The organism is Streptomyces sp. NBC_01304 (assembly GCF_035975855.1).
Classification (GTDB): domain Bacteria; phylum Actinomycetota; class Actinomycetes; order Streptomycetales; family Streptomycetaceae; genus Streptomyces.
Genome location: NZ_CP109055.1, coordinates 8,827,095 through 8,852,773, shown reverse-complemented (window position 1 = coordinate 8,852,773; position 25,679 = coordinate 8,827,095). Strand labels below are relative to the sequence as shown.

The following is a 25,679-nucleotide window of genomic DNA, read 5'->3' as shown; positions in this document are numbered from 1 at the left end:
CGGGAGCCCCTCTTACGTGTGTCTGCTGCTAGGGCCTGCGCGCCGAGGTCACCCGGTACACGTCGTACACGCCCTCCACGCCCCGTACCGCCTTGAGCACGTGCCCCAGGTGCTTGGGGTCGCCCATCTCGAAGGTGAAGCGTGAGGTGGCCACCCGGTCGCGGGAGGTCTGGACGGCCGCCGACAGGATGTTGACGTGCTGGTCGGAGAGGATCCGCGTGACGTCCGACAGGAGCCGGGAGCGGTCCAGGGCCTCGACCTGGATGGCGACCAGGAAGACCGAGGACTGGGTGGGCGCCCACTCGACCTCGAGCATCCGCTCGGGCTGCTGCGACAGCGCGTCCACGTTGACGCAGTCCGCGCGGTGCACCGAGACGCCGGCGCCGCGCGTGACGAACCCGACGATGGGGTCGCCGGGCACGGGCGTGCAGCAGCGGGCCAGCTTGACCCACACGTCGTCGACGCCCTTGACCATGACGCCCGGATCGGCGTTGGAGCGGCGCTTGTTGCGGCGGCTGCTGACCGGCGGTGAGGTCTCGGCGAGGTCCTCGTTCGCGGCGTCCTCGCCGCCGAGGGCCTGGACGAGCTTCTGCACCACGTTCTGCGCGGCGACATGGCCCTCGCCGATGGCCGCGTACAGCGAGGAGATGTCCGGGTAGCGCATCTCGTGCGCGAGGGTGACCAGCGAGTCCCCGGTGAGGATCCGCTGGATCGGCAGGTTCTGCTTGCGCATGGCGCGGACGATGGCGTCCTTGCCCTGCTCGATCGCCTCGTCGCGGCGCTCCTTGGAGAACCAGGCGCGGATCTTGTTCCTGGCCCGCGGCGACTTGACGAAGCCCAGCCAGTCGCGGGACGGGCCCGCGCCGGCCGCCTTGGAGGTGAAGACCTCCACCAAGTCCCCGTTGTCCAGGGTGGATTCGAGCGGCACGAGCCGCCCGTTGACCCGTGCTCCTATGGTCCGGTGGCCGACCTCGGTGTGGACGGCGTACGAGAAGTCGACGGGTGTCGCTCCGGCCGGGAGCGCTATGACGTCGCCCTTGGGGGTGAAGACGAAGACCTCGTTGCGCGACAGGTCGAAGCGCAGGGACTCGAGGAATTCGCTCGGGTCCTCGGTCTCCTTCTGCCAGTCGAGGAGTTGGCGCAGCCACGCCATGTCGTTGAGGTGGTCGTCCTTGCCGGCCTTCTTCGGTACGTCGGTACGCACCTTGGAGGCGCCGGCGGACGGCTCCTGCTTGTACTTCCAGTGCGCGGCGATGCCGTACTCGGCGCGGCGGTGCATGTCGAACGTACGGATCTGCAGCTCGACAGGCTTGCCGTTGGGGCCGATCACCGTCGTGTGCAACGACTGGTACATGTTGAACTTGGGCATCGCGATGTAGTCCTTGAACCGGCCGGGGACCGGATTCCATCGCGCGTGCACCGTGCCGAGGGCCGCGTAGCAATCGCGCACCGTGTCGACAAGTACCCGAATACCCACCAGGTCGTAGATCTCCGCGAAGTCACGGCCGCGGACGATCATCTTCTGGTAGACGCTGTAGTAGTGCTTCGGCCGTCCGGTGACGGTGGCCTTGATGCGGGCGGCGCGCAGGTCGGCCTGTACCTCGTCGGTCACTATGGCCAGGTACTCGTCGCGCTTGGGGGCCCGCTCGGCGACGAGGCGCACGATCTCGTCGTACATCTTGGGGTAGAGGATCGCGAAGGCGAGGTCCTCCAGCTCCCACTTGATGGTGTTCATGCCCAGGCGGTGGGCCAGGGGCGCGTAGATCTCGAGGGTCTCGCGGGCCTTCTTCTCCTGCTTCTCCCGCTTGAGGTAACGCATGGTGCGCATGTTGTGCAGGCGGTCGGCGAGCTTGATGACCAGGACGCGCGGGTCCTTGGCCATGGCGACGACCATCTTGCGCACGGTCTCGGCCTGTGCGGCCTCGCCGAACTTGACCTTGTCGAGCTTGGTGACGCCGTCGACGAGCAGGGCGACCTGGTCGCCGAAGTCGCGCTTGAGGGTGTCGAGGCCGTACTCGGTGTCCTCGACGGTGTCGTGCAGGAGCCCCGCCATCAGCGTGGCCGGATCCATGCCCAGCTCGGCGAGGATCGTCGTCACGGCGAGCGGGTGCGTGATGTACGGGTCGCCGCTCTTGCGCTTCTGGCCGCGGTGCCAGCGCTCGGCGACCTGGTAGGCGCGCTCGATCTGGCGGAGCGTCGAGGTCTCGATCTTGGGGTCGTTGCTGCGCACTATCCGCAGCAGGGGCTCGAGGACCGGGTTGTACGGGTTGGAGCGCTGCACGCCGAGGCGGGCGAGGCGGGCCCGGACGCGGTTCGAGGAGCCGCCGGAGCGCTCGGTCCTGCCGGGGGTCGTCGGGCGCATCGCGGGCGCGGAGGAGACCGAGGACGCCGTGGAGCCGGTCCGCTCGGGCTTCTGCTGGGGGCGCGCCGGCTCCGCCGACGGCTCAGTGGTCGGCTTCGGGGCCGCCTGGTCGCTCTTCGCGGGCGTGGCAGCGGGCGCCGCGGCCTGTCCGGCCTGCTGGTCGGGCTTGGCCTTGGCGGCGATGGGCTGACGGGCCTCGTCTGGCAAGAGCGCTCCTCATGCAGGTTCCGGCTCCCCCGATCAGGTCCGGAAAGCCCATGGTATCGAGCCATGCGGCCGGGCTCGCGCGGTGGCGGGAGAGAGCGGGGAAAACGCAGGTGCCACCGGGTCGGCGGGGACACCTCGAGTCACCGTACGTATCGCTATTCGACGGTACGCGACGTGACGGTATTCCGGCGGTCGGGCTCCGTGTGCGATCGGCGGCCCGGGCTCCGTACCCCGAGCGGTGCCCGCGTACGCGAACGGGCGCCCCGGGAGGTGAATCCCAGGACGCCCGTTCTATGGCATCGCCTGTCCGACCGGAGCCGGATCAGCGGGCTCAGATGGTGATCAGCGCCTCCAACGGCGCCCCGGACAGGGCGCCTTGGAGCCTTTCACGGCCGCCGAGGAAGCCCAGCTCCATCAGCACCGCCACGCCGGCGGTCTCGGCCCCTGCTCGCCGGATGAGCTCCAGCGAGGCGCCGGCCGTGCCGCCGGTGGCGAGGACGTCGTCGATGACCATGACGCGGTCGCCCGCGGCCAGGTCCTCGGCGTGCACCTCGATCTCGGCGGAGCCGTACTCCAGGTCGTACGTCTGCGACAGGGTCGCTCCGGGGAGCTTGCCCGCCTTGCGGACCGGGATGAACCCGAGGCCCGCGCGCACCGCGACCGGCGCGGCCAGGATGAAGCCGCGCGCCTCCAGGCCGACGACCTTGGTGGCGCCGTGCCGGACGCAGAGCTCGGCGAGCGCGTCCGTGAGGGCCGAGAAGGCCTCCGGGTCGGCCAGCAGGGGCGTGATGTCCTTGAACATCACGCCGGGCTGCGGGTAGTCCGGAACGTCCCGGATGCGGCTGAGCAGCAGCTCCTTGACCGCGGTCATCGGCGCTTGCCCGAGGGACGGCCTCGGCCGCGGCCACGGGACTGCGGCTGGGTGCGGCGCTGGCCTACGACGGAGCCCGCGCCGGCGGTCTCTCCGTCCTCGTCGTCCTCGACCGTGTCCTGCGGCTCGTCCTTCTCGAACGACGTCTGCCCGCCCTCGGCGGAGTCGCCCTTGGCTGCGGCCGCCGCGCGCTTGGTGAGAATCCGCTTCTTCAGCGCCTTCATCTGCGGCTCGCGTTCCTTGAGGTCGGCGACCAGCGGAGTGGCGATGAAGATCGAGGAGTACGCACCGGCGGCGAGGCCGACGAACAGCGACAGCGAGATGTCGTTCAGCATGCCCGCGCCGAGCACACCGCCACCGATGAACAGCAGGCCCGCCACCGGAAGCAGCGCCACGACCGTGGTGTTGATGGACCGCACCAGGGTGCTGTTGATCGAGCGGTTGGCGACTTCGCTGTACGTCCAGCGGGTCTGCTTGGTGATGTCCTTCGCCTGCTCCTTGAGCGAGTCGAAGACCACGACCGTGTCGTACAGCGAGTAACCGAGGATGGTGAGCAGACCGATCACGGTGCCCGGCGTGACCTCGAAGCCCACCAGCGCGTACACACCGACCGTGATGGTGATGTCGTGGATCAGCGCGACCAGGGCCGCGATCGCCATCCGCCACTCGAACGCGATGGCCAGGTAGATCACGCAGAGGACGAGGAAGACCGCGAGGCCCGTCCACGCCTTCTTGGCGATCTGCTCGCCCCAACTGGGGCCGACCTTCTCGGCGTTGATGTCCTTGACGTCGACCTTGAACTCGTCGGCGAGCTTCTCCGAGACCTTGTCGGCCTGGGTCGGGCTGATGCCGCCGATCTGGATGCGCAGGCCGTCCTTGCCCACCTTCTGGACGATGGCCTCGTGGCCGGTGACGTCCTTGGCCACGTCACGGGCCTGGTCGGCCGTCGCCGTCGTCTTCGGGATGGTGTAGACGGCACCGCCCTTGAACTCGATGCCCATGTTGAGGCCCTGCACCGCCAGGGCCACGATGGCCGTGATGGTGATCAGGATCGAGACGCCGTACCACATCTTCCGCTTGCCGATGAAGTCGTAGCCGACTTCGCCGCGGTAGAGCCTGGCGCCGAGGTTGCCGAGCTTCGACATCTCACGCCTCCTTCGGGTGGTCGACGGGAGCGGTGGCGCGGCGGGATCGTCGCAGCGGGGGCTTGGCGCCCAGACGCTTCGGATCGAGACCGGACCACTTGTGGCCGTTCGCGAAGAATTTCTTGCGCGCCAGGATCGTCATCAGCGGCTTGGTGAAGAGGAACACCACGACGACGTCGAGCAGCGTGGTCAGGCCGAGCGTGAACGCGAAGCCCTGCACCTTGCCGACGGTCACGATGTAGAGCACTGCGGCGGCCAGGAACGACACGAAGTCGGAGACCAGGATGGTGCGCCGGGCACGCGGCCAGGCCCGCTCGACCGCGGGGCGCAGGGTGCGGCCCTCGCGTACCTCGTCACGTACGCGTTCGAAGTACACGATGAACGAGTCGGCGGTGATACCGATCGCCACGATCGCACCACAGACGGCCGGCAGGTTCAGCGCGAAGCCGATGGCCGGGCCGAGCAGGGTCATCAGGGCGTACGTCAGGACCGCGGAGGCGAGCAGGCTCAGGAGCGCGATGAGCGACAGGCCCCGGTAGTAGAGCACCAGGTAGATGATGACCAGCGCCAGGCCGATCGCGCCGGCGATGAGACCGGCTTCCAGCTGGTCGCCGCCCATGGCCGCGGTGACGGTCTGGACGCTCTGCACGTCGAAGGAGAGCGGCAGGGCGCCGAAGGACAGGATGTTGGCCAGGTCGTCCGCGGACTGCTGGGTGAAGCTGCCGGAGATCTCCGCGTTGGCGTCCAGCGTGGTGCTCACGCTGGGGGCCGAGACGACGTCACCGTCGAGGACGATGCCGAACTGGTTCATCGGCGGCGACTGCGTCTTGAGCTTGGTGGTGATGTCCGAGAACTTCTTGGCACCGCCATCGCTGAACTTCAGCGTGACGATCCAGATCCCGCGCTGCTGGTCGAAGACGGCCTTGGACTGCGTGACGTCCTTGCCCTCGACCGCGGCCGGGCCGAGGATGTACTTCAGCCAGGTCTTGCCGTCCGAGCTCTTGCCACAGGCGACCATCGGGTCTTCGGGCTTGGCGTTCTCGCTGACCTTGGTGCGGGTCTTCTCGTTCGAGCAGTCGAGCGCCGCGAAGTCCTTGTTCAGCTTGTCGGCCGCCGCGGACGCCGAGGGGTCGGGCTTCGGGGTCTCCGAGGCCTTCGGGTCCTTCTCGTCCTTCAGGCCGTCGGTGACGGCGCGGCCCTGCGGAGTGGCGCTCGCCGACGGATCGGTCGCCTTCTCCCCGGAACCCTCGTCCTTCTTGCCGTCGTCCTTCTTGCCGTCGTCCTTGCCGCTGTCCTTGTCCTTGCCGGACTCGGACGGGCTGGGCGAGGGGTCCGGCGACTTCGCGCCGACCTCTTGCTTCAGGACGGGGCGGAAGTACAGCTGGGCGGTGGAGCCGACCTGTTCCCGGGCCTGCTTCTCGTTCGTGCCCTTGGGGATGTTGACGACGATGTTGTCGTCGCCCTGGGTCTGGACCTCGGCCTCGGACACACCAAGACCGTTGACACGGCGCTCGATGATGTTGACCGCGGTGTCCATGTTGGCCTTGTTGACCGCATTCGGCTTGCCTGGCTGAGACTTCGCCTGGAGCGTGATGCTCGTGCCGCCGGCGAGGTCGATGCCAAGTCGCGGCGTGGTGTGACCGGAGAGGAACATCCCCCCGGTGAGCGCCACCATGACGATCAGGATGAAGGCCAGGGATCGTCCCGGCCTGCCCTGGCCACCCTGCGGCCGGCCCTTCTTAGGTGCTGCCACCTTCTCGTTTCTCCCTGTCCTACCGTCCGGAACCCATTACGCGCCGTGGACGGCCATGAAGTGGTGTCGAGAAACCGGGCGAAGCCAGCACGCCCCGAGGGCCGTGGCACGCGCTCTCGCGCGCGGCCACGGCCCTGGGTCGTGACTACTTCGCGTCGGCCTCGCCGTCGGTCTTCTTCGGCGCTGCGTCGGCTGCGTCGTCCGCGGACTTGGCCGCGTCGTCCCCGGCGTCGGCCGAGTCCGCGTCCTTCTTGCCGAAGTCGACGGGGGCGTCACCGGAGTCGGCGGCGGGCTCGTCGGTCTCGGTCAGCGAGGAGGCGTCGTCCGGAACCACGTCGTCGACCTTCGGGTCGGCGTCGATGCCGTGCACGAGACGGTTGTACTCCTCGTCGTCGAGGACGGCACCCACCGCGTTCTTCGCGTAGATGGCGTGCACGCCCGGGGCGACCTCGAGGGTGACCGTGTCGTCACTCATCTCCTTGACGACCGCGTACATGCCCCCGATCGTGCGGACGCCGGTGCCGGGCTGCATCTCGTTGCGCATCTGCGCCGCCGCCTGCTGCTTCTTCTTGGCGGAGCGGGTCATCAGGAACATGGCCCCGATGAGCACGATGAAGGGGAGGAGAGCTACGGGATTCACGGGACGAGTTTCCTTCGCACGACCGCGCTGGTGAGCGGCCTGATCTTTGGGGGTTGGGCACGCTGCCCGAAAGGCAGCGTCGGCGGAGTCTAAGCGAGTCCGCACCTAAGGAACAACGCCCAGCATGGCACCGCAGTTCCTGGCCGGGCGAGCGTCCGCGCCGTCACGCCCCGAACAGGTCCTGTTGTCCGGTTCCGCCGCTTCCGTGCGCCTGGGGCGGCACGAGACCCAGGTGCGCCCAGGCGGCGGGTGTGGCCACCCGCCCGCGCGGGGTGCGGGCGAGGAGGCCCTCGCGTACCAGGAAGGGCTCCGCCACCTCCTCCACCGTCTCGCGCTCCTCCCCCACCGCGACGGACAGGGTGGACAGGCCGACGGGGCCGCCGCCGAACAGCTTCAGGAGGGCCTGAAGAACGGCCCGGTCCAGACGGTCGAGGCCGCGGGCGTCCACCTCGTACACCTTGAGTGCGGCGGCCGCGATCTCCTGGTTGACGAGGCCGTCGGCCTTGACCTGGGCGTAGTCGCGGACACGGCGCAGGAGGCGGTTGGCGATGCGGGGTGTACCACGGGAGCGGCCGGCGATCTCGGCGGCGCCGTCGGTGTCGATCGTGACGTCGAGCAGGTCGGCGGAGCGGTGGATGACGCGCTCCAGCTCGGCGGGCTCGTAGAACTCCATGTGCGCGGTGAAGCCGAAGCGGTCGCGCAGCGGCGGCGGCAGCAGGCCCGCGCGGGTGGTGGCGCCGACCAGGGTGAAGGGCGGCAGCTCCAGCGGGATGGCGGTGGCGCCGGGGCCCTTGCCGACGATGACGTCGACGCGGAAGTCCTCCATCGCCATGTAGAGCATTTCCTCGGCGGGCCGCGACATCCGGTGGATCTCGTCGAGGAAGAGGACCTCGCCCTCCTGGAGGGAGGACAGGATCGCGGCCAGGTCGCCGGCGTGCTGGATCGCCGGGCCGGACGTGATCCGGATCGGGGCCTCCATCTCGGCCGCGATGATCATCGAGAGGGTGGTCTTGCCGAGGCCGGGGGCGCCGGAGAGCAGCACGTGGTCGGCGGTGGCGCCGCGCTGGCGGGCCGCCTTGAGGACGAGGTCGAGCTGCTCGCGCACCCGCTCCTGGCCGACGAATTCGGCCAGCGACTTGGGGCGCAGGGCGGCCTCTACAGCCTGGTCCTCGCCGTCCGCTGCGCCTCCGACGAGCCGGCCGTCGGTGGCGGCGTCGGTCGGCGGTGCGGTGTCGTCCCAGTTCACGGTGGCGTGCCTCGCGTTGATCGTCGGGCGGGTCGGTCAGGGGTCGGGCGGGGCGTGCTCAGCGGGTGCGGTTGAGGGTCTGCAACGCGGCCTTCAGGAGCTGGCCCACCTGCGGGGTGCCCTCGGCGGCCTCGGCCTGCGGGGCGACGGCGGTGACCGCTTCGTCGGCCTCGCGCGTCGCGTACCCGAGCCCGATGAGGGCGGCGTGCATCTGGTCGCGCCAGCCCTGGGTGACGGGCGCGCCGATCGCGGGACCGGTGCCGAGGGGCTCGCCCAGCCGGTCCTTGAGCTCGATGAGGAGCTTCTGGGCACCCTTCTTGCCGATGCCGGACACGGACGTGAGCGCCTTCTCGTCGGCGGTGGCCACGGCCCGGCGCAGCGCGTCCGGGCTGTGCACGGCGAGCATGGCCTGGGCAAGGCGGGGCCCCACCCCGGACGCGGTCTGCAGCAGCTCGAAGGTCTGGCGCTCGTCGTCGTCCACGAAGCCGTACAGCGTGAGCGAGTCCTCGCGTACGACAAGAGAGGTGGCGAGCTTGGCCTGCTGGCCGATGCGCAGCCCGGACAGCGTGTTCGGCGAGCACTGGACGGCCATGCCGATGCCGCCGACCTCGACCACCGCCGAGTCCGGGGCGAGGGCGGCGATGGGGCCGCTGACGAAGGCGATCATGCGGTACGGCCTTTCGATGCGTGGGCTGCGTGCAGCGCTACGGCTTGCTGGAGTCTGTTCTGCGCGGGCGCGCGCCAGATGTGACAGATGGCGAGTGCCAGGGCGTCGGCGGCGTCGGCCGGCTTGGGCGGTGCGTCGAGGCGGAGCAACCGGGTCACCATGGCGCCCACTTGCGCCTTGTCGGCGCGGCCGCTGCCGGTGACGGCGGCCTTGACCTCGCTGGGGGTGTGCAGGGCGACGGGGATCCCGCGGCGTGCGGCGCAGAGCATGGCGACCGCGCTGGCCTGGGCGGTGCCCATGACCGTGCTGACGTTGTGCTGGCTGAACACCCGCTCCACGGCGAGGACTTCGGGCTTGTGCTCGTCGAGCCACTGCTCGATGCCCTGCTCGATGGCAACGAGGCGGTGGCCCAACTCGGCGTCCTTCGGGGTGCGTACGACGCCGACGCCGCGCATGGTCAGCGGCCGTCCCGCGACGCCCTCGACGACGCCGACGCCGCACCGGGTCAGCCCCGGGTCCACGCCCAGTACGCGCACGCCCTCTCCCCCAACTTCGATCGCCAGTTATCGAATGTGCAGGCTATCGGCTGGCACTGACAAAGCGGCGGGCCGGTGGGGGTGTGTCCCCACCGGCCCGCCGTCGTGCGCTGTCGGGCTTACGCGTCGACCTTCTCCATGACCTCGTCCGAGACATCGAAGTTGGCGAAGACGTTCTGCACGTCGTCGCTGTCCTCGAGGGCGTCGATCAGCTTGAAGATCTTGCGCGCGCCCTCTTCGTCGAGCTCGACCTGCATGGTCGGCACGAAGTTGGCCTCGGCCGAGTCGTAGTCGATGCCGGCGTCCTGGAGCGCGGTGCGGACCGCGACCATGTCGGTGGCCTCGCTGAGCACCTCGAAGGTGTCACCGAGGTCGTTGACCTCCTCGGCACCCGCGTCGAGCACCGCGCCGAGGACGTCGTCCTCGGTCTGCTCGCCCTTGGGGACGATCACGACACCCTTGCGGTTGAACAGGTACGAGACGGAGCCCGGGTCGGCCATCGATCCGCCGTTGCGCGTCATGGCGACGCGGACGTCGGAGGCGGCGCGGTTGCGGTTGTCGGTGAGGCACTCGATGAGCACCGCGACGCCGTTGGGACCGTAGCCCTCGTACATGATCGTCTCGTAGTCGGCGCCACCGGCCTCGAGGCCGGCACCGCGCTTGACGGCGGAGTCGATGTTCTTGTTCGGGACCGAGCTCTTCTTGGCCTTCTGGATGGCGTCGAAGAGGGTCGGGTTACCCGTGGGGTCGGCGCCGCCGGTCCGCGCCGCGACCTCGATATTCTTGATCATCTTCGCGAAGAGCTTGCCGCGCTTGGCGTCGATCACGGCCTTCTTGTGCTTCGTCGTAGCCCATTTAGAGTGGCCGGACATCTGCCTGTCTCCTTCGCGTAACCAATTCTGCGTCGTTCGCCAGAGATCCTACCGGGATCCCGTCACCGGGCGGCGCGCACCATCTTCACGAACAGCTCGTGGACCCGGTGGTCGCCCGTGAGTTCAGGGTGGAACGAGGTGGCGAGGGCGTTGCCCTGGCGCACCGCGACGATGTGTCCGCCGTGCTCGGCGAGCACCTCGGCCGTGGCGCCCACGGACTCGACCCAGGGCGCCCGGATGAAGACGCCCTCGACGGGGCCCACGCCCGAGACCTCGACGGTCGCCTCGAACGACTCGTTCTGCCGCCCGAAGGCATTGCGCCGCACGATCATGTCGATGCCGCCGAAGGTCTCCTGGCCCGAGCGCGGGTCGAGGATCTTGTCGGCGAGCATGATCAGGCCCGCGCAGGACCCGTAGACGGGCATACCGGCGTGGATACGCTCGCGCAGGGGCTCCATCAGGCCGAAGAGCGTGGCCAGCTTGGAGATGGTCGTGGACTCGCCGCCCGGGATGACCAGGCCGTCTACCTCGGCAAGTTCCTCGAGCCGCCGGACCGGCCTGGCCACGGCGTCCGCCGCGGCCAGGGCGATCAGGTGCTCCCGTACGTCGCCCTGGAGAGCCAGGACTCCGATCACAGGTGCGTCAGTCATCGGTGCTTACCAGCCACGGTTCGCGTAGCGCTCGGTCTCGGGCAGGGTGTCGCAGTTGATGCCGACCATGGCCTCGCCCAGGTTGCGGGAGGCGTCCGCGATGATCTTCGGGTCGTCGAAGAAGGTGGTGGCCTTCACGATGGCCGCGGCGCGCTTGGCCGGGTCGCCGGACTTGAAGATGCCGGAGCCGACGAAGACGCCCTCGGCGCCGAGCTGACGCATCAGGGCGGCGTCGGCGGGGGTGGCGACGCCACCGGCGGAGAACAGGACGACCGGGAGCTTGCCGAGCTCGGCGACCTCCTTGACCAACTCGTACGGGGCGCGCAGGTCCTTGGCCGCGGCGTACAGCTCGTTGTTGTCGAAGCCGCGCAGGCGGGCGATCTCGTTCTTGATCTGGCGCATGTGGCGGACGGCCTCGACGACGTTGCCGGTGCCGGCCTCGCCCTTCGAGCGGATCATGGCCGCGCCCTCGGCGATGCGGCGCAGGGCCTCGCCCAGGTTGGTGGCGCCACACACGAAGGGGGTGGTGAAGGCGAACTTGTCGCTGTGGTTGACCTCGTCGGCCGGGGTCAGGACCTCGGACTCGTCGATGTAGTCGACGCCGAGGGACTGGAGGATCTGGGCCTCGACGAAGTGGCCGATGCGGGACTTGGCCATGACCGGGATCGAGACGGCCTCGATGATCTCTTCGATCATGTTCGGGTCGGACATGCGAGCCACGCCGCCGTCCTTGCGGATGTCGGCCGGGACCCGCTCCAGGGCCATGACGGCCACGGCGCCCGCGTCCTCAGCGATCTTCGCCTGCTCGGCGTTGACCACGTCCATGATCACGCCGCCCTTGAGCTGCTCGGCCATGCCGCGCTTCACGCGCGCGGTGCCGGTCGCGGTGGGCTCGGCGGGGGTGGTGTTGGAGAGCGTGCTGGACACGGGTGACCTCACTGGAGTGAAGAAGGATGCCTACGTTCCTCAGCCAACTCCTGCGACCAGTCCACATCAAGGGCCAATGGTGAGGCGGTGGATCATTTTTGCCGGGCGAAGGATCGAAACCGCAGCTCAGGGCCGTGGCGGCTAGGTTCCCGGGCGGTCCGCCAGCGCCGCAGGCGGCTCGTCGTCCATCTCGAAGGCCATCGGGAACGGTGCATGCCCGGCCAACCGGAACCACCTGACCTTGCGGTGCCGGCGCAGCGCTCGCGCGGCGCGCACCGCGTCGTTGTGGAAGCGCCGGGCCATCGGCACCCGACGCACCGCCTGCGCCAGCTCGCTCGCGGCCTCCTCGCCGCCCGGTGCCTCGCGCACCGCCTCGACCTGGTCCTGCTCGGCGAACACGGCCCGCAGGGCCTGGCTCAACTCGCTCTCCGCGACTTCGCGCTGCTCCTCCTCGGCCTGCCGAGCGGCGTGCGCGGCCTCGTACAGGACGATCGACGCCGCCGGATCGAGCACCCCGGAGGTGGCCAGCTCCTGGGCGACCGAGGCGCGGCGCAGCAGTTGGGCGTCGAGGGCGGCGCGGGCGGCGTCCATGCGCGAGTGCAGCCGGTCGAGCCGTCCTGCGGTCCAGCTCAGGTAGAGGCCGATCGCGAAGAGGGCTACCGCGATCCAGATCAAAGTGGAGGTCACGGGCGGCAAGGCTAGTCGAGCCGGAACACCACGGAACACGCGTCCCACGACTCGGCGCGGGCGGGAGGGCCGAGCCGGTCACCTGGGCAGGGACGACGGCGTACGGCCCGATGCACTCCTCGGGCGTGTACGGGTCCCGGTCGGCGGGCGCGGCCGACTGCCGAAGCCGCCCGGACCGGCAGCTCCTCCTTCGCCCCGAACAGCGTGACGTCGTCGTGCGGCGCCGCAGACCTGCGGCCCGTGTCCGACAGCTCAGTCCCGCATGTCAGTCCCGCATGTCAGTCCCGCATGTCAGTCCCGCATGCGCGCGAACCGCGCCCGCAGCCCCGGCCGTTCGTCGGCCGCCACCGCCGCGGCCCCGTCCGTCACCGTCTCGTACACCGACAGGATGTCCGCGCCGACCGTCGACCAGTCGAAGCGCCGCACGTGCGCGCTGCCCCGCTCGCTCAGCTCGGCGCGTCGTCCGGGGTCGCCCAGAAGGCGCACCGCCGCGTCCGCCAGCGCGTCCGCGTCCTCGTTGGCGAACAGTTCGCCGGCCGCGCCCTGGTCCAGGACCTGGGCGAACGCGTCGAGGTCGGAGGCGAGCACGGGCGCGCCCGCGGACAGCGCCTCGACCAGGATGATGCCGAAGCTCTCGCCGCCGGTGTTGGGGGCGACGTACACATCGACGCTGCGCAGCAGCCGCGCCTTGTCCTCGTCGCTGACCATGCCGAGGAACTCCACCTGGGAGCGCATCTCCTTGGGCAGGGACGCGACGGCCTCCTCCTCGTCGCCGCGGCCGGCCACCAGGAGCCGGGTGCCGGGGCGTTCGGCGAGGATCTTCGGAAGGGCCTTCATCAGGACGGGCAGTCCCTTGCGGGGCTCGTCGATGCGGCCGATGAAGCCGATGGTGCGGTCGTCGCCCTTGGCCTGCCAGTCCGGGTTGGCCTCGGCCTTGGCGAAGAAGTCGACGTCGACGCCGTTCGGGATGGTGACCGCGTCGCCGCCGAGGTGCTCGACCAGGGTGCGACGGGCGTACTCGCTGACCGCGATGCGCGCGCTGATCTTCTCCAGGGCGGGCTGCAGGATCGGATACGCGGCGATCATGGCCCGCGACCGCGGCGTGGAGGTGTGGAAGGTCGCGACGATCGGCCCCTGGGCGGCCCAGCAGGTGAGCAGGCCTAGCGACGGGGAGGCCGGTTCGTGGATGTGCACCACGTCGAAGGTGCCGTCGTGCAGCCAGCGGCGTACGCGGGCCGCCGAGAGGAAGCCGAAGCTGAGGCGGGCGACCGAGCCGTTGTACGGCACCGGAACGGCGCGGCCCGCGGAGACGACGTACGGCGGAAGCGGAGTGTCGTCGTCGGCCGGAGCGAGCACGGAGACGTGGTGGCCGAGGCGGATGAGGTGCTCGGCGAGGTCGCGGATGTGGAACTGGACGCCGCCCGGCACGTCCCAGGAGTACGGGCAGACGATGCCGATCCTCACGACGGGTCCTTCTCGGGGCCGGGAGCCTTGGCAGGGTCCAGGTCGGCGAGCCACAAGCGCTGCAGCATGTGCCAGTCCTCCGGGTGGTCGGCGATCCCCGTGGCGAAGGCGTCGGCCAGCGCCTGCGTCATGACAGACGTCTTTTCGGCGCGGGTACCTGTTTCTGGCATGTCGACGGGCGGATGGATCCGGCCCTTCATGATCGGCGTCTCGTCGTACCAGAGCGTGACGGGCAGCAGGATCGCCCCGGTCTGCTGCGCGAGCAGCGCGGGCCCGGCCGGCATCCGCGCGGTGTCGCCGAAGAACTTCACCTCGACGCCCGCAGCGGACAGATCACGGTCGGCGACCAGACAGACCAGGCCGCCGTCGCGCAGCCGCCGCGCGAGCGTGCCGAAGGCGCTGCCCCCGGTGTGCGGCAGGACCTCCATCCCGAGGCTCTCGCGGTAGGCGACGAACCGGTCGTACAGCGACTCGGGGTCGAGCTTCTCGGCGACCGTGGTGAACGGCGTCTCCAGCTTGGTGGTCACCCAGGCGCCAGCCAGGTCCCAGTTGGCCAGGTGCGGCAGGGCGAGGACGACGCCCTTGGGCGAGGCGAGGGCGTCGGTCAGGTAGTGCTCGTCCTTGCAGTCGAAGCCGCCCCGCATGCGGTCCTTGCTCCAGGACGGCAGCCGGAACGACTCCATCCAGTAGCGCATGTACGAGCGCATCCCGGCCTTGGACAGCTCGGCGAGCCGCTCCGGGCTCGCATCGGGCACCACGCGCGCGTAGTTGGCCTCGAGGCGCTGGATGCCCTTGCCGCGCTTCTTCCACGCGATGTCGGCGATGGTCCGGCCGAGCCTGACCGCGACCGGCTCGGGGAGCTTCTTGACGGTGCTCCACCCCAGGGCGTACGCCCCGTCGACGAGCTTGTCCTTCACACCGCTTCACTCCCCTGTGCCGCGGCGGCGTCGGCCTCCGCGGACTCCCTGCGCACGGTCACCACACGCTGGGCCAGCGTCACCAGGCTGCCCACGGCCACGATCCACAGCGCGATCGGCAACAGTACGTCGATACCGGGTACCCCGAACTTGTGCAGCCCCGCGAGGCCCGCGGCGACCAGCGAGATCACCAGCCGCTCGGCGCGCTCCACCAGGCCGTTGACCGCGACGGGCAGGCCGATGGCCTCGCCGCGCGCCTTGGTGTAGGAGACCACCTGGCCGCTGGCCAGACAGAAGATCGCGACCGCACAAAGGATGTTGTCGTCGCCCTGGCCCGCGTACCAGAGCGCGAAGCCGCCGAAGATCGCGCCGTCCGCGACCCGGTCGAGCGTCGAGTCCAGGAAGGCGCCCCAGCGGCTGGAGATCCCGGCCTGTCGCGCCATGTTCCCGTCGACGAGGTCGGAGAAGACGAAGAGCGTGATGACGATCGTGCCCCAGAAGAACTCTCCCCTGGGGAAGAAGACCAGTGCACCCGCCATCACACCGGCCGTGCCGATCAGCGTGACCGCGTCGGGGCTGACCCCGCGTCGGAGCAGGAACGCGGCGAACGGTGTGAGGACACGCGTGAAGAATGCACGCGCGTACTTGTTCAGCATGGCCTTCGAGCCTCTTCCCAAGGGGGGTGGCGTGCCGTGCGGCCCCTTCGGCCACCGGCTGGCCCATCGTAGTCACGGACCGGCGCACTCCACCTCGCGAGCCCCCGCAGCGCACGCCAGGATCCCCCGCCGCGTGCGATCGCGTACGACGTATGGACGCACCGTGACGCGAGTGGAAAGCTCGAAAGCACCGCGGGCGTCGCCGGAGCCGCCACCACACGCGGATTCTCGCGTGTCCGCGCCCTCTCACCTCACCGTGCAACGAAATCGGGAGTCATCCCATCGGGAGGCACAGAATGGGCGACAAGGCAGGTGCACATCCCGGAGCCGCCGGCAGGGCAGCTACGGCCGACCATCCGCAGTCCGTACGGAATGTGGTGCTGGTCGGCCACTCCGGATCGGGCAAGACGACCTTGGTGGAGGCCCTCGCACTGACCGCGGGGGCGGTGAACCGGGCGGGCCGCGTGGAGGACGGCGGCACCGTCTCCGACTACGACGAGATCGAGCATCGCCAGCAACGCTCGGTCCAGCTGTCCCTCGTCCCCGTCGAGTGGGACGGCATCAAGATCAATATTCTGGACACTCCCGGATACGCCGATTTCGTCGGGGAGTTGAGGGCCGGTCTGCGAGCCGCGGACGCGGCCCTTTTCGTCGTCTCGGCCGCGGAGCGCGCCGAGGGCATCGGCGGGGCGACCCGCATGGTGTGGGACGAGTGCGCGGCGGTCGGGATGCCGCGGGCCATCGTCATCACCCATCTCGAAGCGGCCCGGGCCGACTTCGACCAGATGACGCGGACCTGCGCCGAGGCCTTCGGGGGCGACGACCCGGACGCCGTACTGCCGCTGTATCTGCCGCTGCACGGCGAGCAGGGGCCCGACGGGCACGCGCCCGTGTCGGGGCTCATGGGACTGCTCTCCCAGCGGGTGTACGACTACTCGTCGGGCGAGCGGAAGGCGTCCGAGCCGGGCGAGGACCAGCTGCCGCTGATCGAGGAGGCACGCAACCGGCTGATCGAGGGGATCATCGCGGAGAGCGAGGACGAGTCCCTCATGGACCGCTATCTGGGCGGCGAGGAGATCGACTTCAGCACGCTCGTCGAGGACCTGGAGCGGGCCGTCGCACGTGGCATCTTCCACCCGGTGCTCGCCGCCGCACCCGCCGCCGAGGGCGCCAAGCAGGGCCTGGGCACCGTCGAGCTCCTCGAGCTGATCATCGGCGGGTTCCCGACGCCGCTCGAGCGGGAGGCGCCGACGGTCACCACGCCGCAGGGCAAGCCGCGGCCGGGCGTCGGCTGCGATCCGCAGGGCCCGCTGGTCGCGGAGGTCGTCAAGACGTCCTCCGACCCGTACGTGGGCCGGGTCTCGCTGGTACGCGTCTTCTCCGGCACCCTGCACCCGGACGAGACGGTGCACGTCTCGGGGCACGGGCTCGCCGACCGCGGGCACGAGGACCACGACGTCGACGAGCGCATCGGCGCGCTGTCCTCCCCGTTCGGCAAGCAGCAGCGCGCCCTCACGCAGGTCATCGCGGGAGACCTCGCCTGTGTGGCCAAGCTCAGCCGCGCGGAGACGGGCGACACGCTCTCGGCCAAGGACGACCCGCTCCTGATGGAGCCCTGGAGCATGCCGGATCCGCTCCTCCCGCTCGCCATCCAGGCGCACAGCAAGCCGGACGAGGACAAGCTCTCGCAGGGCCTGTCCCGGCTGGTCGCCGAGGATCCGACGATGCGCCTGGAACAGAACCAGGACACGCACCAGGTCGTCCTGTGGTGCCTGGGCGAGGCCCATGCGGACGTCGCCCTGGAGCGGCTGCGCAGCCGGTACGGGGTCCAGGTGGACGTCGTGCCGCACAGGGTCTCCCTGCGGGAGACGTTCAGCGCGAAGGCGGGTGGACGCGGCCGGCATGTGAAGCAGTCCGGCGGCCACGGCCAGTACGCGATCTGCGAGATCGAGGTGGAGCCGCTGCCCGGCGGGTCCGGCATCGAGTTCGTCGACAAGGTCATCGGCGGCGCGGTGCCGCGGCAGTTCATCCCGTCGGTCGAGAAGGGGGTACGCGCCCAGGCCGCGCGCGGTGTCGCGGCGGGCAATCCCATAGTCGACGTACGGATCACGCTGCTCGACGGGAAGGCGCACTCCGTCGACTCGTCGGACGCCGCGTTCCAGACGGCGGGCGCGCTCGCGCTGCGGGAGGCGGCGGCGGAGGCGACGATCCATCTGCTGGAGCCGGTCGCCGAATTGCAGGTCCTGGTCGGCGACGACTACGTCGGTTCGGTGATGAGCGATCTGTCCGGCCGGCGCGGCCGGGTGGTCGGCACCGAGCAGTCGCCGGGCGGGCGCACGCTGGTGCGGGCCGAGGTTCCGGAGATCGAGATCGGCCGGTACGCGGTGGATCTTCGCTCGCTGTCGCACGGCACGGGACGGTTCAGCCGGGCGTACGCACGTCATGAGCCCATGCCCGCGCAGTTGGCGTCGAGGATCCGCGAAGAGGCGGAGAAGCACGGCTAGTTGAGGCAGCCGATGAGGCGTCGATCCGACGCCGATCGGCTGCCGATGGGGCGCTGATCGGGCCAAGAAGCCCCGCTCCGGGGCGACCCGCCGCCCGCCCGGCCCGTGCCGGGCGGGCGGCATTCCGTCATGCGGCTGAAGCATGTCAGTGGGCCCGGATACATTTGATGATCTGCAGCCTGGTGCGGCCAAGAGGTCTGCCGGGTAAGGAAGTCGGGAAAGGCCGCTGCAGCGGCGTTGCGGCGATGGGGGCAGCAGTGGCGGACGATGTCTTCGATTTCAGGCCCGGGGCGCAGGTGCCGCTCTCCGGCGGCGCGGGCGAGACGGCGGCGACGCATGCCCTGGCCTCGGCCGCGTACCGGGACAGCGACATCGACGAGATACTCAAGGCCAACAGCGAGTGGCACAAGTCCGAGGTGAAGAAGGGCAAGTTGTCGCTCTTCAAGCCCGACCTGGGCGAGGCCTTCTCGCGGTCCGTGCAGGTGCGGATGCTCGGCGGGGCCCGCAAGCCGCTGATCCAGTCCTTCGGCACCGAACCGCAGGCCGTCGTCGAGCACTGTCTGGCCGCCACCCGCATCCGCAAGGAGCGCGACACCCGGCTGACCCTGGTGACCGGGGTGTTCGGCGTGCTGTTCCTGCCGGGCCTGCTGTTCTGGCTGCTCGTCTTCCAGGCCAGGCGCTGGATAGGCGACATGAAGGACAAGCGGCAGCAGGCGCTGATCACGGCGGTCGTGGTCGCCGCGATCGGCGTGGGCGTCGTGCTGTTGATCAAACTTCCGGTCCGGGGGCTGCTCGGGATCTATCTGCGAGCGATGTTCCTGGCCCCGATCATCGGCTGGTTCATCGCCAAGGAGATCTGCGAGCGCACCGCCAAGGATCTGCGGGCCCGTTGGGACAGCCTCCTCGCCGGTGGTGGCATCGGCGCGAAGATCCCGGAGGCCGTGCCCGGCAGCCCCGGCGAGACGGCGGCCGAGCGGCTGCGCCAGGGCCTGGCCCGGCTCACCGCCGAGCAGCAGTCCAACTCCGTGTTCTACGCGGGGCCCAAGGGCATATTGGGCATGGGCACCCGCTGGGGCAGCTGGCAGCTGGCCGAGGACCTGGAGCCGCGCGAGGGCATGGCGGAGATCCACCCGTTCCGCAGCTGGGACGTCATACGCGCGGTGCACGACCAGCTCCGCATGCTGGAGCGCGGCCCGCTGCACACCGGCGGCTTCCCCACGCCTTCCATACGCCACTGGGTGGTCTCCCCCGTGGGGGAGAACGCGAAGGAGGTCGCCCGCCCCAAGGGCGCCGACGTGGAGTCCTTCCAGATCAAGGGCCACGAGATACAGCGCATCTGCAACGAGCAGCAGTTCGGCAGCGGCGACCGGCACTACCTGGGCGTGCAGTTCCGGCTCTGGGACGGCCAGTTGATCATCACGATGCTGATCACGGTCACGGTGCTGCACCACACCCTGCGCATCGAGGTCACCGGCCATGCGCTGGGTCCGGTGAACCCGCTGTTCACGACCAAGCCCAAGCCCAAGGTCAAGGAGGTCCCCAAGACCATCAAGTTCTGGGAGACCCGCGAGGCCAAGCTGCCGCTGATCGAGGCGCAGGACGTGGTGCGCCTCGCGGCCCGCGCGCCCTTCACCTGGTATCCGCCGATCCTGGACTTCCTGGGCGGCAAGCTGGTGCTGCCCGAGCCGTTCGGGCTGCGGCACGCGTGGGCCGACAAGCCGTGGCGGCACCGCTTCATGGCGGACGACGCGCTGCGCGCGGCCACTCCGGTCCTGCGCGTGGTGCACGCCTCGGCCATGAAGGTGCTCGAGGAGAACGGCGTGGACACCGCCAAGTTCGGCAACCGCTCGCTCATCCTCAGCGGTCTGGTGCAGGACCCCACGCCGAGGAAGGCGGACGTCTACGACGCGTAGTTGCTGCGCAGGCCGGCAGGTGTCCTCTGCAGGCGCAGGCAGGCTGGTGCGGCGCCGGCTCGTAGTGCGTCATCTGCAGGCCGGTGGGGGCTGGGCGCGCAGTTCCCCGCGCCCCTGCGGGGCGCTCCCCTCAGCGGGCCCGATCAGGAGCTACGCCACCGGCCAGGCGTCCGCCAGCATCTTGCGGGTGTCCGCGAGGAGTTGGGGCAGCACCTTGGTGTGGCCGACGACCGGCATGAAGTTGGTGTCGCCGCCCCAGCGCGGCACGATGTGCTGGTGCAGATGCGCGGCGATGCCGGCGCCGGCCACCGTGCCCTGGTTCATGCCGATGTTGAAGCCGTGGGCGCCGGACGCCGTCCGCAGCGCGGACATCGCCTGCTTGGTGAGCTCGCCGAGCTCAATGGTCTCGGGGCCGGTCAGCTCGGTGTAGTCCGCGACATGGCGGTAGGGCACGACCATCAGGTGGCCGCCGTTGTACGGGTACAGGTTGAGCACCGCGTACACGTGCTGCCCGCGCGCGATGACCAGGCCGTCCTCGTCGGACATGGCCGGGATGGAGCAGAAGGGACAGCCGTCGTCGGCCCCGGGACCGCTGGGCTTGTTCTCCCCTTGGATGTACGCCATCCGGTGCGGGGTCCACAGGCGCTGGAACGCGTCCTGCGTCCCCACTCCGATCTGCTGCTCCGGCTCAATCGTCATGTTGAGCAGCATATGACTTCACCTCGCCCGACCATGCAAAGGCCCCCGAGGTGAACACCTCGGGGGCCAGTGCTTACGAATTCGCTCAGACCTGAGCGCGGTCCTCGACGACCTTCGCGATCTTCGCGAGGGCGTCGTCGACCGGAATGCCGTTCTCCTGCGAACCGTCGCGGTAGCGGAAGGAGACGGCGCCGGCCGCCATGTCCTCGTCGCCCGCGATGATCATGAACGGCACCTTCTGCTTCTGCGCGTTCCGGATCTTCTTCTGCATACGGTCCGAGGAGGCGTCCACCTCGACCCGCAGGCCCTGCTTCTTCGCCTTGGCGGCGAACTCCTGCAGGTAGGGGATGTGCGCGTCACCGATCGGGATGCCGGTGGCCTGCACGGGGGCGAGCCAGGCCGGGAAGGCGCCCGCGTAGTGCTCGAGCAGCACCGCGAAGAAGCGCTCGATGGAACCGAAGAGCGCACGGTGGATCATGACCGGCTGCTGCTTGGAGCCGTCCGACGCGGTGTACTCCAGGCCGAACCGCTCGGGCTGGTTGAAGTCGACCTGGATGGTCGACATCTGCCAGGACCGCCCGATCGCGTCCTTGGCCTGCACCGAGATCTTCGGCCCGTAGAACGCGGCGCCGCCCGGGTCCGGCACCAGCGGAAGGTTCTGCTTCTCGGCCGCCTGGCGCAGCGCCTCGGTGGCCTCCTCCCAGACCTCGTCGGAGCCGATGAACTTGTCCGACTCCGGGTCGCGGGTGGACAGCTCCAGCTCGAAGTCGTCCAGGCCGTAGTCGCGCAGCAGGTCGAGCACGAAGGTCAGGAGCGAGTCGAGCTCCTGCGGCATCTGCTCCTTGGTGCAGTAGATGTGCGAGTCGTCCTGGGTGAAGCCGCGGGCCCGGGTCAGACCGTGCACCACGCCCGACTTCTCGTACCGGTACACCGTGCCGAACTCGAAGAGCCGCAGCGGCAGTTCACGGTAGGAGCGGCCGCGCGCCTTGAAGATCAGGTTGTGCATGGGGCAGTTCATCGCCTTGAGGCGGTAGTTCTGCCCGTCGAACTCCAGGGGAGGGAACATGCCCTCGCCGTAGTGCGGCAGGTGCCCCGAGGTCACGAAGAGCTCTTCCTTCGTGATGTGCGGGGTGTTCACGAACTCGTAGTCCGCGTCCTCGTGCTTCTGGCGCGAGTACGCCTCCATCTCCCGCCGGACGATGCCGCCCTTGGGGTGGAAGACCGCGAGACCCGAGCCCAGCTCCTCCGGAATGGAGAACAGGTCGAGCTCGGCACCGAGCTTGCGGTGGTCGCGCTTCTCGGCCTCGACCAGGAACTCGAGGTGCGCCTTGAGCTCCTCCTTGGTCGGCCAGGCGGTGCCGTAGATGCGCTGCAGCATGGGGTTCTTCTCGCTGCCGCGCCAGTACGCGCCGCCCGAGCGCATCAGCTTGAACGCCGGGATGTTCCGGGTGGTGGGCAGGTGCGGGCCTCGGCAGAGGTCCTTCCAGCACAGTTCGCCGGTCTTGGCGTCGAGGTTGTCGTAGATGGTCAGCTCGCCGGCGCCGACCTCCGCGTCCGCGCCGTCGGCGGCCTGGGCGGCGTTGCCCTTGAGGCCGATGAGCTCCAGCTTGTACGGCTCGTCGGCCAGCTCGACCCGGGCGTCGTCGTCGGTGGTGACACGGCGCGAGAAGCGCTGCCCGCGCTTCTGGATCTCCTGCATCTTCTTCTCGACGGCCTTGAGGTCCTCCGGGGTGAAGGGCTTCTCGACGTCGAAGTCGTAGTAGAACCCGTCCCGCACCGGCGGGCCGATGCCCAGCTTCGCCTCGGGGAACAGCTCCTGCACGGCCTGCGCCATCACATGCGCGGTGGAGTGGCGCAGGATGTTGAGACCGTCTTCCGACGAAATCTCGACGGGCTCCACCTCCTCGCCGTCCCGCACCTCGTACGCGAGGTCCTTCAGCTCGCCCGCGATGCGCGCGGCGACGATGGTGCGCTCGCCGGCGAAGAGCTCGGCTGCCGTAGTCCCCGTCGTCACCACGCGCTCTTCCCGCTCGGAATCGCGATGGATGATCACACGGACGTCTGACACCGGTCTCTCCTGCCTGAAGGTGAATGCGTCGCCTCACACGTGCGCACGCAGGAGGAATCGTACCGAGCCGACCACGCCGTTCGCGAAACGGTTAACCGGGGCCCTACTCGCAGCTCCCGTCCTCCCCGCTGCAGGCCTCCTCGAAGAAGTCCAGGTTGTCCTGCAACGACTTCATCATCCGGTCCCGCTCCGCCTCGTCCACCTGCACCGGCATCACCTCGGACGCCCCCGTCAGCCGCCGGAACCCGCCCCTGCTCTCCAAGCGCCCGTACACCCGGATCGGCAGCCCGACCAGATGCGCACTGCCCGCTATCCGGTACGCCTCCTCGTCGAGGGTCATCCGTACGTGCGGCACATCCGCCCCGGCGATGACCCGCATCCGCACCGCCCCGCTCCCCCGCGGCCCCTGCCGGCGCATCCGCACCACGGTTCCGGTCAGCCGTACCGGCATCGAGGGCTCCGAGTGCCGGTAGCGCGCGCTCGCCTCGCGCAGCACCGCAAGGTCGCCCGCCGAGAACTCGACCACCTCGGGCCGCGGCGCACACCCCTCGGGCACCCCCGCCGCCGGCGCCCAGGCCACCTCGACGCGGGCCCCCTCGGTCCCGCGCACCAGGGCGACAAGGGCCTCGATCAGCTCATGGCTCACCCCCGCCTCGACCGCCGAGTCGAAGGCGTCCATCCCGCCGGTCGCCCGCTGGTAGTCGACCGCCTCCCGGGCCGCGTACAGCGCCTGCGAGAGCCGCACCACCAGCGGCCGCCCGCCCTCCACCGGCACGAAGGCGGTCAGATGCCGCCCGTTCGGCGCGGGGCCCACCAGCACGTTCGCCAGGGCCGCCGCGGCGGGACGCCGATGCCGTGCCCCGTAGTACCCGGCCCGCCCGCGCACCGCGAGCGCCCCGGCGAGCAGCATCTGACGTACGGCGGAGCGCAGCTGTTCCTCCACGGTCCACGCCGCCGCCCCCGCGGGCCCCTGCGGCACATCGCGCTCCCAGCGGATCTCGTCGCTGGGCACGGCGAGGCCCACCAACACCTCGCGCGCGGACGGCGCCGCACTGCGGGACAGGGCGAGCAGCGCCTCGCCGAGCAGGTCGTCGCTGTCGGGGAAGGCGCGGCTCTCCGGCACCAGCAGGCTGGTGCCGATCGCCCCGCCGGGCGGCGTCCAGCGCGCATAGCGCCCGGCCGCGCCGCCGCGCCGCCGCCAGCCGTGCCGGTCGAGCAGCGCGCCGAGGACGGCGGGGTCTACCCGCGTAGGTTCAGGGCTCACGGCGGCCCAGGAGGAGGCGTCCTCCACCGGGTGCGGCCGCAGGGGTTCGTCGATCGGGCGGTGCTGCATCAGGGTCTCCCTCCCGTCCCGACGCGCGTCATGATCTCGCAGAGCGCCCGGTCGTCGAAGATCCGGGCGGTCGACATCCGCACGGTGGTCCGGTGCCGTCCCCGCACCGGGTGTCCGGCCAGGTTGGTCCAGTAGCAGCAGTGCCGCAGATCGAGCCGGTCGTGACTCGCGCGCAGCCAGTCGTCCGGCGACCGCGGCACCAGCATCACGACCAGGATCTTGTGCACCGAGACCGGAGTCCGGGCCAGCTTCACCAGATGCGCGTTGTCCAGCGTGAAGGAGAAGGCGGGCCCCGGGGGGTTCGGCGGTATCTGGTAGGTGCACTTGAGCTGCACTTTCACGGTGACTTCGTCGTCGACCGTGTGCCCGGAAGCGCTGTGGCTGACGTGCCAGTCGATGCCGTTGTCCGGAAAGGGCTGCGAGAGCGAACATCCCGCCGCGGCCGCCACGGCATGCAGATATCCCACCTGAAGGGTCTCCATACAGGCGGTGGTGGCGAGTGTGCCGCGCAGCGGTGCGATCCGCTCGGGCAGCAGCCCACCCTGTTCGGGCTGCGCGAGCGCCATGGCGAACAAGCCTTCCGGGCTTGGCAATTCCTCGTACGTGACGGAATGCGATCGATGATTCCCCGCGACGGCCCGCCCAACTCGACGTCCCGTCACCTGTGTTGTCACCGGTCGGCGTAGTGCGCAAACGGCCCGGGTATCACCAGCTGGGGCAGGGGATCGAAGTTCATCTGCCGGTAGTGAACGAGGAGTTGCATCACCATGACCAGCTGGTACGAGGGACCCCTGGCCGCATTCGATACCGAGACCACCGGCGTGGACGTCGAGCACGACCGCATCGTGTCCGCCGCGATCATCGTCCAGGACTGCACGGGCGGCCGGCCGCGCGTCAGCCGCTGGCTGGTGAATCCGGGCATTCCGGTGCCGGCCGGGGCCACCGAGATCCATGGCCTGACGGACGACCACCTGCAGCGCAACGGCCGCTGGCCGGCTCCCGTGGTGGAGGAGATAGGCAGGGAACTGGCCGATCTCAGCGCCACCGGCCGGCCGCTCGTCATCATGAACGCGCCGTTCGATCTGACGCTCCTGGACCGCGAGTTGCGCCGCCACCGTGCCTCGTCGCTCGCGAACTACCTGGAGAACCATCCGCTGTGCGTGGTGGATCCGCGCGTCCTCGACAAGCACCTGGACCGCTACCGCAAGGGCCGTCGCACCCTGACGGATCTGTGCGAGCACTACGGCGTGGAGCTGACCGGCGCACATGACGCGGCCGCCGACGCCCAGGCGTCGCTCGATCTCGTACGGGCCATCGGGCGTCGTTTCGCGTCCCGCCTGGACCGGCTGACCCCGGCCGAGCTGCACACGCTGCAGGCGGTGTGGCACGCGGCCCAGGCGCGGGGCCTGCAGGCGTGGTTCGCCCGCAGCGGCACCCCCGAGGCGGTCGACCCGGCGTGGCCGCTGCGGCCCGACCTGCCGGCGGCGGCCTGACCCGTCCACGTACGCGCAGCGACCGACGTGGACGTACGCGCGCACAAAAAAAGCCGGTCCGTCAGTGAC

The 25,679-nt window shown here is 70.0% G+C and carries 22 protein-coding genes; 3 read left to right on the top strand and 19 right to left on the bottom strand.

All coding sequences use genetic code 11. The annotated features are described in order from the left end of the window. Window positions 1-28: 28 nt before the first annotated feature. The 15 genes from OG430_RS39425 to pgsA form a co-directional block, all read right to left on the bottom strand. A complete protein-coding gene (locus OG430_RS39425) occupies window positions 29-2,569 on the bottom strand; it encodes a RelA/SpoT family protein (RefSeq protein WP_327357456.1) in 2,541 nt (846 codons plus the stop codon). Window positions 2,570-2,900: 331 nt separating this feature from the next. After that, a complete protein-coding gene (locus tag OG430_RS39420) occupies window positions 2,901-3,440 on the bottom strand; it encodes an adenine phosphoribosyltransferase (protein WP_327357455.1) in 540 nt (179 codons plus the stop codon). Beyond that, the gene (gene secF / locus OG430_RS39415) at window positions 3,437-4,585 is read right to left on the bottom strand and encodes a protein translocase subunit SecF (protein ID WP_327357454.1); all 1,149 of its coding nucleotides are present in this window, start codon (window positions 4,583-4,585) and stop codon (window positions 3,437-3,439) included. The genes OG430_RS39420 and secF overlap by 4 nt, the downstream gene beginning before the upstream one ends. Window position 4,586: 1 nt before the next feature. After that, the gene (gene secD, locus OG430_RS39410) at window positions 4,587-6,338 is read right to left on the bottom strand and encodes a protein translocase subunit SecD (protein ID WP_327357453.1); all 1,752 of its coding nucleotides are present in this window, start codon (window positions 6,336-6,338) and stop codon (window positions 4,587-4,589) included. A 145-nt stretch (window positions 6,339-6,483) separates the two neighbouring features. After that, window positions 6,484-6,978 carry a preprotein translocase subunit YajC gene (gene yajC / locus OG430_RS39405; protein WP_327357452.1) on the bottom strand — a complete coding sequence of 165 codons (495 nt, stop codon included), beginning with the start codon at window positions 6,976-6,978 and terminating at the stop codon, window positions 6,484-6,486. Between the two features lie 163 nt (window positions 6,979-7,141). Then, window positions 7,142-8,224: a Holliday junction branch migration DNA helicase RuvB gene (ruvB, locus tag OG430_RS39400; protein WP_327357451.1), complete on the bottom strand. Its 1,083-nt coding sequence runs from the start codon at window positions 8,222-8,224 to the stop codon at window positions 7,142-7,144. 58 nt (window positions 8,225-8,282) lie between these two features. Then, window positions 8,283-8,891: a Holliday junction branch migration protein RuvA gene (gene ruvA / locus OG430_RS39395; RefSeq protein ID WP_327357450.1), complete on the bottom strand. Its 609-nt coding sequence runs from the start codon at window positions 8,889-8,891 to the stop codon at window positions 8,283-8,285. Then, window positions 8,888-9,427, bottom strand: coding sequence for a crossover junction endodeoxyribonuclease RuvC (gene ruvC / locus OG430_RS39390; protein ID WP_327357449.1), 540 nt, complete (start codon window positions 9,425-9,427; stop codon window positions 8,888-8,890). The genes ruvA and ruvC overlap by 4 nt, the downstream gene beginning before the upstream one ends. Before the next feature lie 119 nt (window positions 9,428-9,546). Next, window positions 9,547-10,299, bottom strand: a complete 753-nt coding sequence (locus OG430_RS39385) for a YebC/PmpR family DNA-binding transcriptional regulator (protein ID WP_327357448.1) — start codon at window positions 10,297-10,299, stop codon at window positions 9,547-9,549. 62 nt (window positions 10,300-10,361) lie between these two features. Then, entirely contained in the window at window positions 10,362-10,949 is a 588-nt protein-coding gene (gene pdxT / locus OG430_RS39380) for a pyridoxal 5'-phosphate synthase glutaminase subunit PdxT (protein WP_327357447.1), read from the bottom strand. 6 nt (window positions 10,950-10,955) lie between these two features. Then, window positions 10,956-11,876, bottom strand: coding sequence for a pyridoxal 5'-phosphate synthase lyase subunit PdxS (gene pdxS, locus OG430_RS39375; RefSeq protein WP_327357446.1), 921 nt, complete (start codon window positions 11,874-11,876; stop codon window positions 10,956-10,958). Between the two features lie 141 nt (window positions 11,877-12,017). Further along, on the bottom strand, window positions 12,018-12,563 hold the full coding sequence (locus OG430_RS39370) for a hypothetical protein (protein ID WP_327357445.1): 546 nt from the start codon (window positions 12,561-12,563) through the stop codon (window positions 12,018-12,020). A 291-nt stretch (window positions 12,564-12,854) separates the two neighbouring features. Beyond that, a complete protein-coding gene (locus tag OG430_RS39365) occupies window positions 12,855-14,027 on the bottom strand; it encodes a glycosyltransferase family 4 protein (RefSeq protein ID WP_327357444.1) in 1,173 nt (390 codons plus the stop codon). After that, window positions 14,024-14,944: a phosphatidylinositol mannoside acyltransferase gene (locus OG430_RS39360; RefSeq protein ID WP_327357443.1), complete on the bottom strand. Its 921-nt coding sequence runs from the start codon at window positions 14,942-14,944 to the stop codon at window positions 14,024-14,026. Before OG430_RS39360 ends, OG430_RS39365 begins: the two co-directional genes overlap by 4 nt. Further along, window positions 14,941-15,600: a phosphatidylinositol phosphate synthase gene (gene pgsA / locus OG430_RS39355; RefSeq protein ID WP_327357442.1), complete on the bottom strand. Its 660-nt coding sequence runs from the start codon at window positions 15,598-15,600 to the stop codon at window positions 14,941-14,943. Before pgsA ends, OG430_RS39360 begins: the two co-directional genes overlap by 4 nt. Before the next feature lie 296 nt (window positions 15,601-15,896). On the opposite strand from pgsA, the gene OG430_RS39350 reads away from it, so the two are divergent. Beyond that, on the top strand, window positions 15,897-18,104 hold the full coding sequence (locus OG430_RS39350; RefSeq protein WP_327357441.1) for an elongation factor G-like protein EF-G2: 2,208 nt from the start codon (window positions 15,897-15,899) through the stop codon (window positions 18,102-18,104). Window positions 18,105-18,349: 245 nt separating this feature from the next. After that, the gene (locus OG430_RS39345) at window positions 18,350-20,017 is read left to right on the top strand and encodes a hypothetical protein (RefSeq protein ID WP_327357440.1); all 1,668 of its coding nucleotides are present in this window, start codon (window positions 18,350-18,352) and stop codon (window positions 20,015-20,017) included. Window positions 20,018-20,167: 150 nt separating this feature from the next. Here OG430_RS39345 and OG430_RS39340 read toward each other — a convergent pair whose 3' ends face one another. The 4 genes from OG430_RS39340 to OG430_RS39325 form a co-directional block, all read right to left on the bottom strand. After that, window positions 20,168-20,728 carry an HIT family protein gene (locus OG430_RS39340; protein ID WP_327357438.1) on the bottom strand — a complete coding sequence of 187 codons (561 nt, stop codon included), beginning with the start codon at window positions 20,726-20,728 and terminating at the stop codon, window positions 20,168-20,170. Window positions 20,729-20,801: 73 nt separating this feature from the next. Then, window positions 20,802-22,784, bottom strand: coding sequence for a threonine--tRNA ligase (gene thrS / locus OG430_RS39335; RefSeq protein WP_327357437.1), 1,983 nt, complete (start codon window positions 22,782-22,784; stop codon window positions 20,802-20,804). Between the two features lie 103 nt (window positions 22,785-22,887). Beyond that, window positions 22,888-24,117 (bottom strand): hypothetical protein, encoded by a 1,230-nt coding sequence (locus OG430_RS39330; RefSeq protein ID WP_327357436.1) that lies wholly within the window; start codon window positions 24,115-24,117, stop codon window positions 22,888-22,890. After that, window positions 24,117-24,683: a DUF4365 domain-containing protein gene (locus OG430_RS39325; protein ID WP_327357435.1), complete on the bottom strand. Its 567-nt coding sequence runs from the start codon at window positions 24,681-24,683 to the stop codon at window positions 24,117-24,119. Before OG430_RS39325 ends, OG430_RS39330 begins: the two co-directional genes overlap by 1 nt. Window positions 24,684-24,884: 201 nt before the next feature. Here OG430_RS39325 and OG430_RS39320 point away from each other — a divergent pair, with 201 nt between their 5' ends. Next, the gene (locus OG430_RS39320; RefSeq protein WP_327357434.1) at window positions 24,885-25,610 is read left to right on the top strand and encodes a 3'-5' exonuclease; all 726 of its coding nucleotides are present in this window, start codon (window positions 24,885-24,887) and stop codon (window positions 25,608-25,610) included. Window positions 25,611-25,679 lie beyond the last annotated feature (69 nt).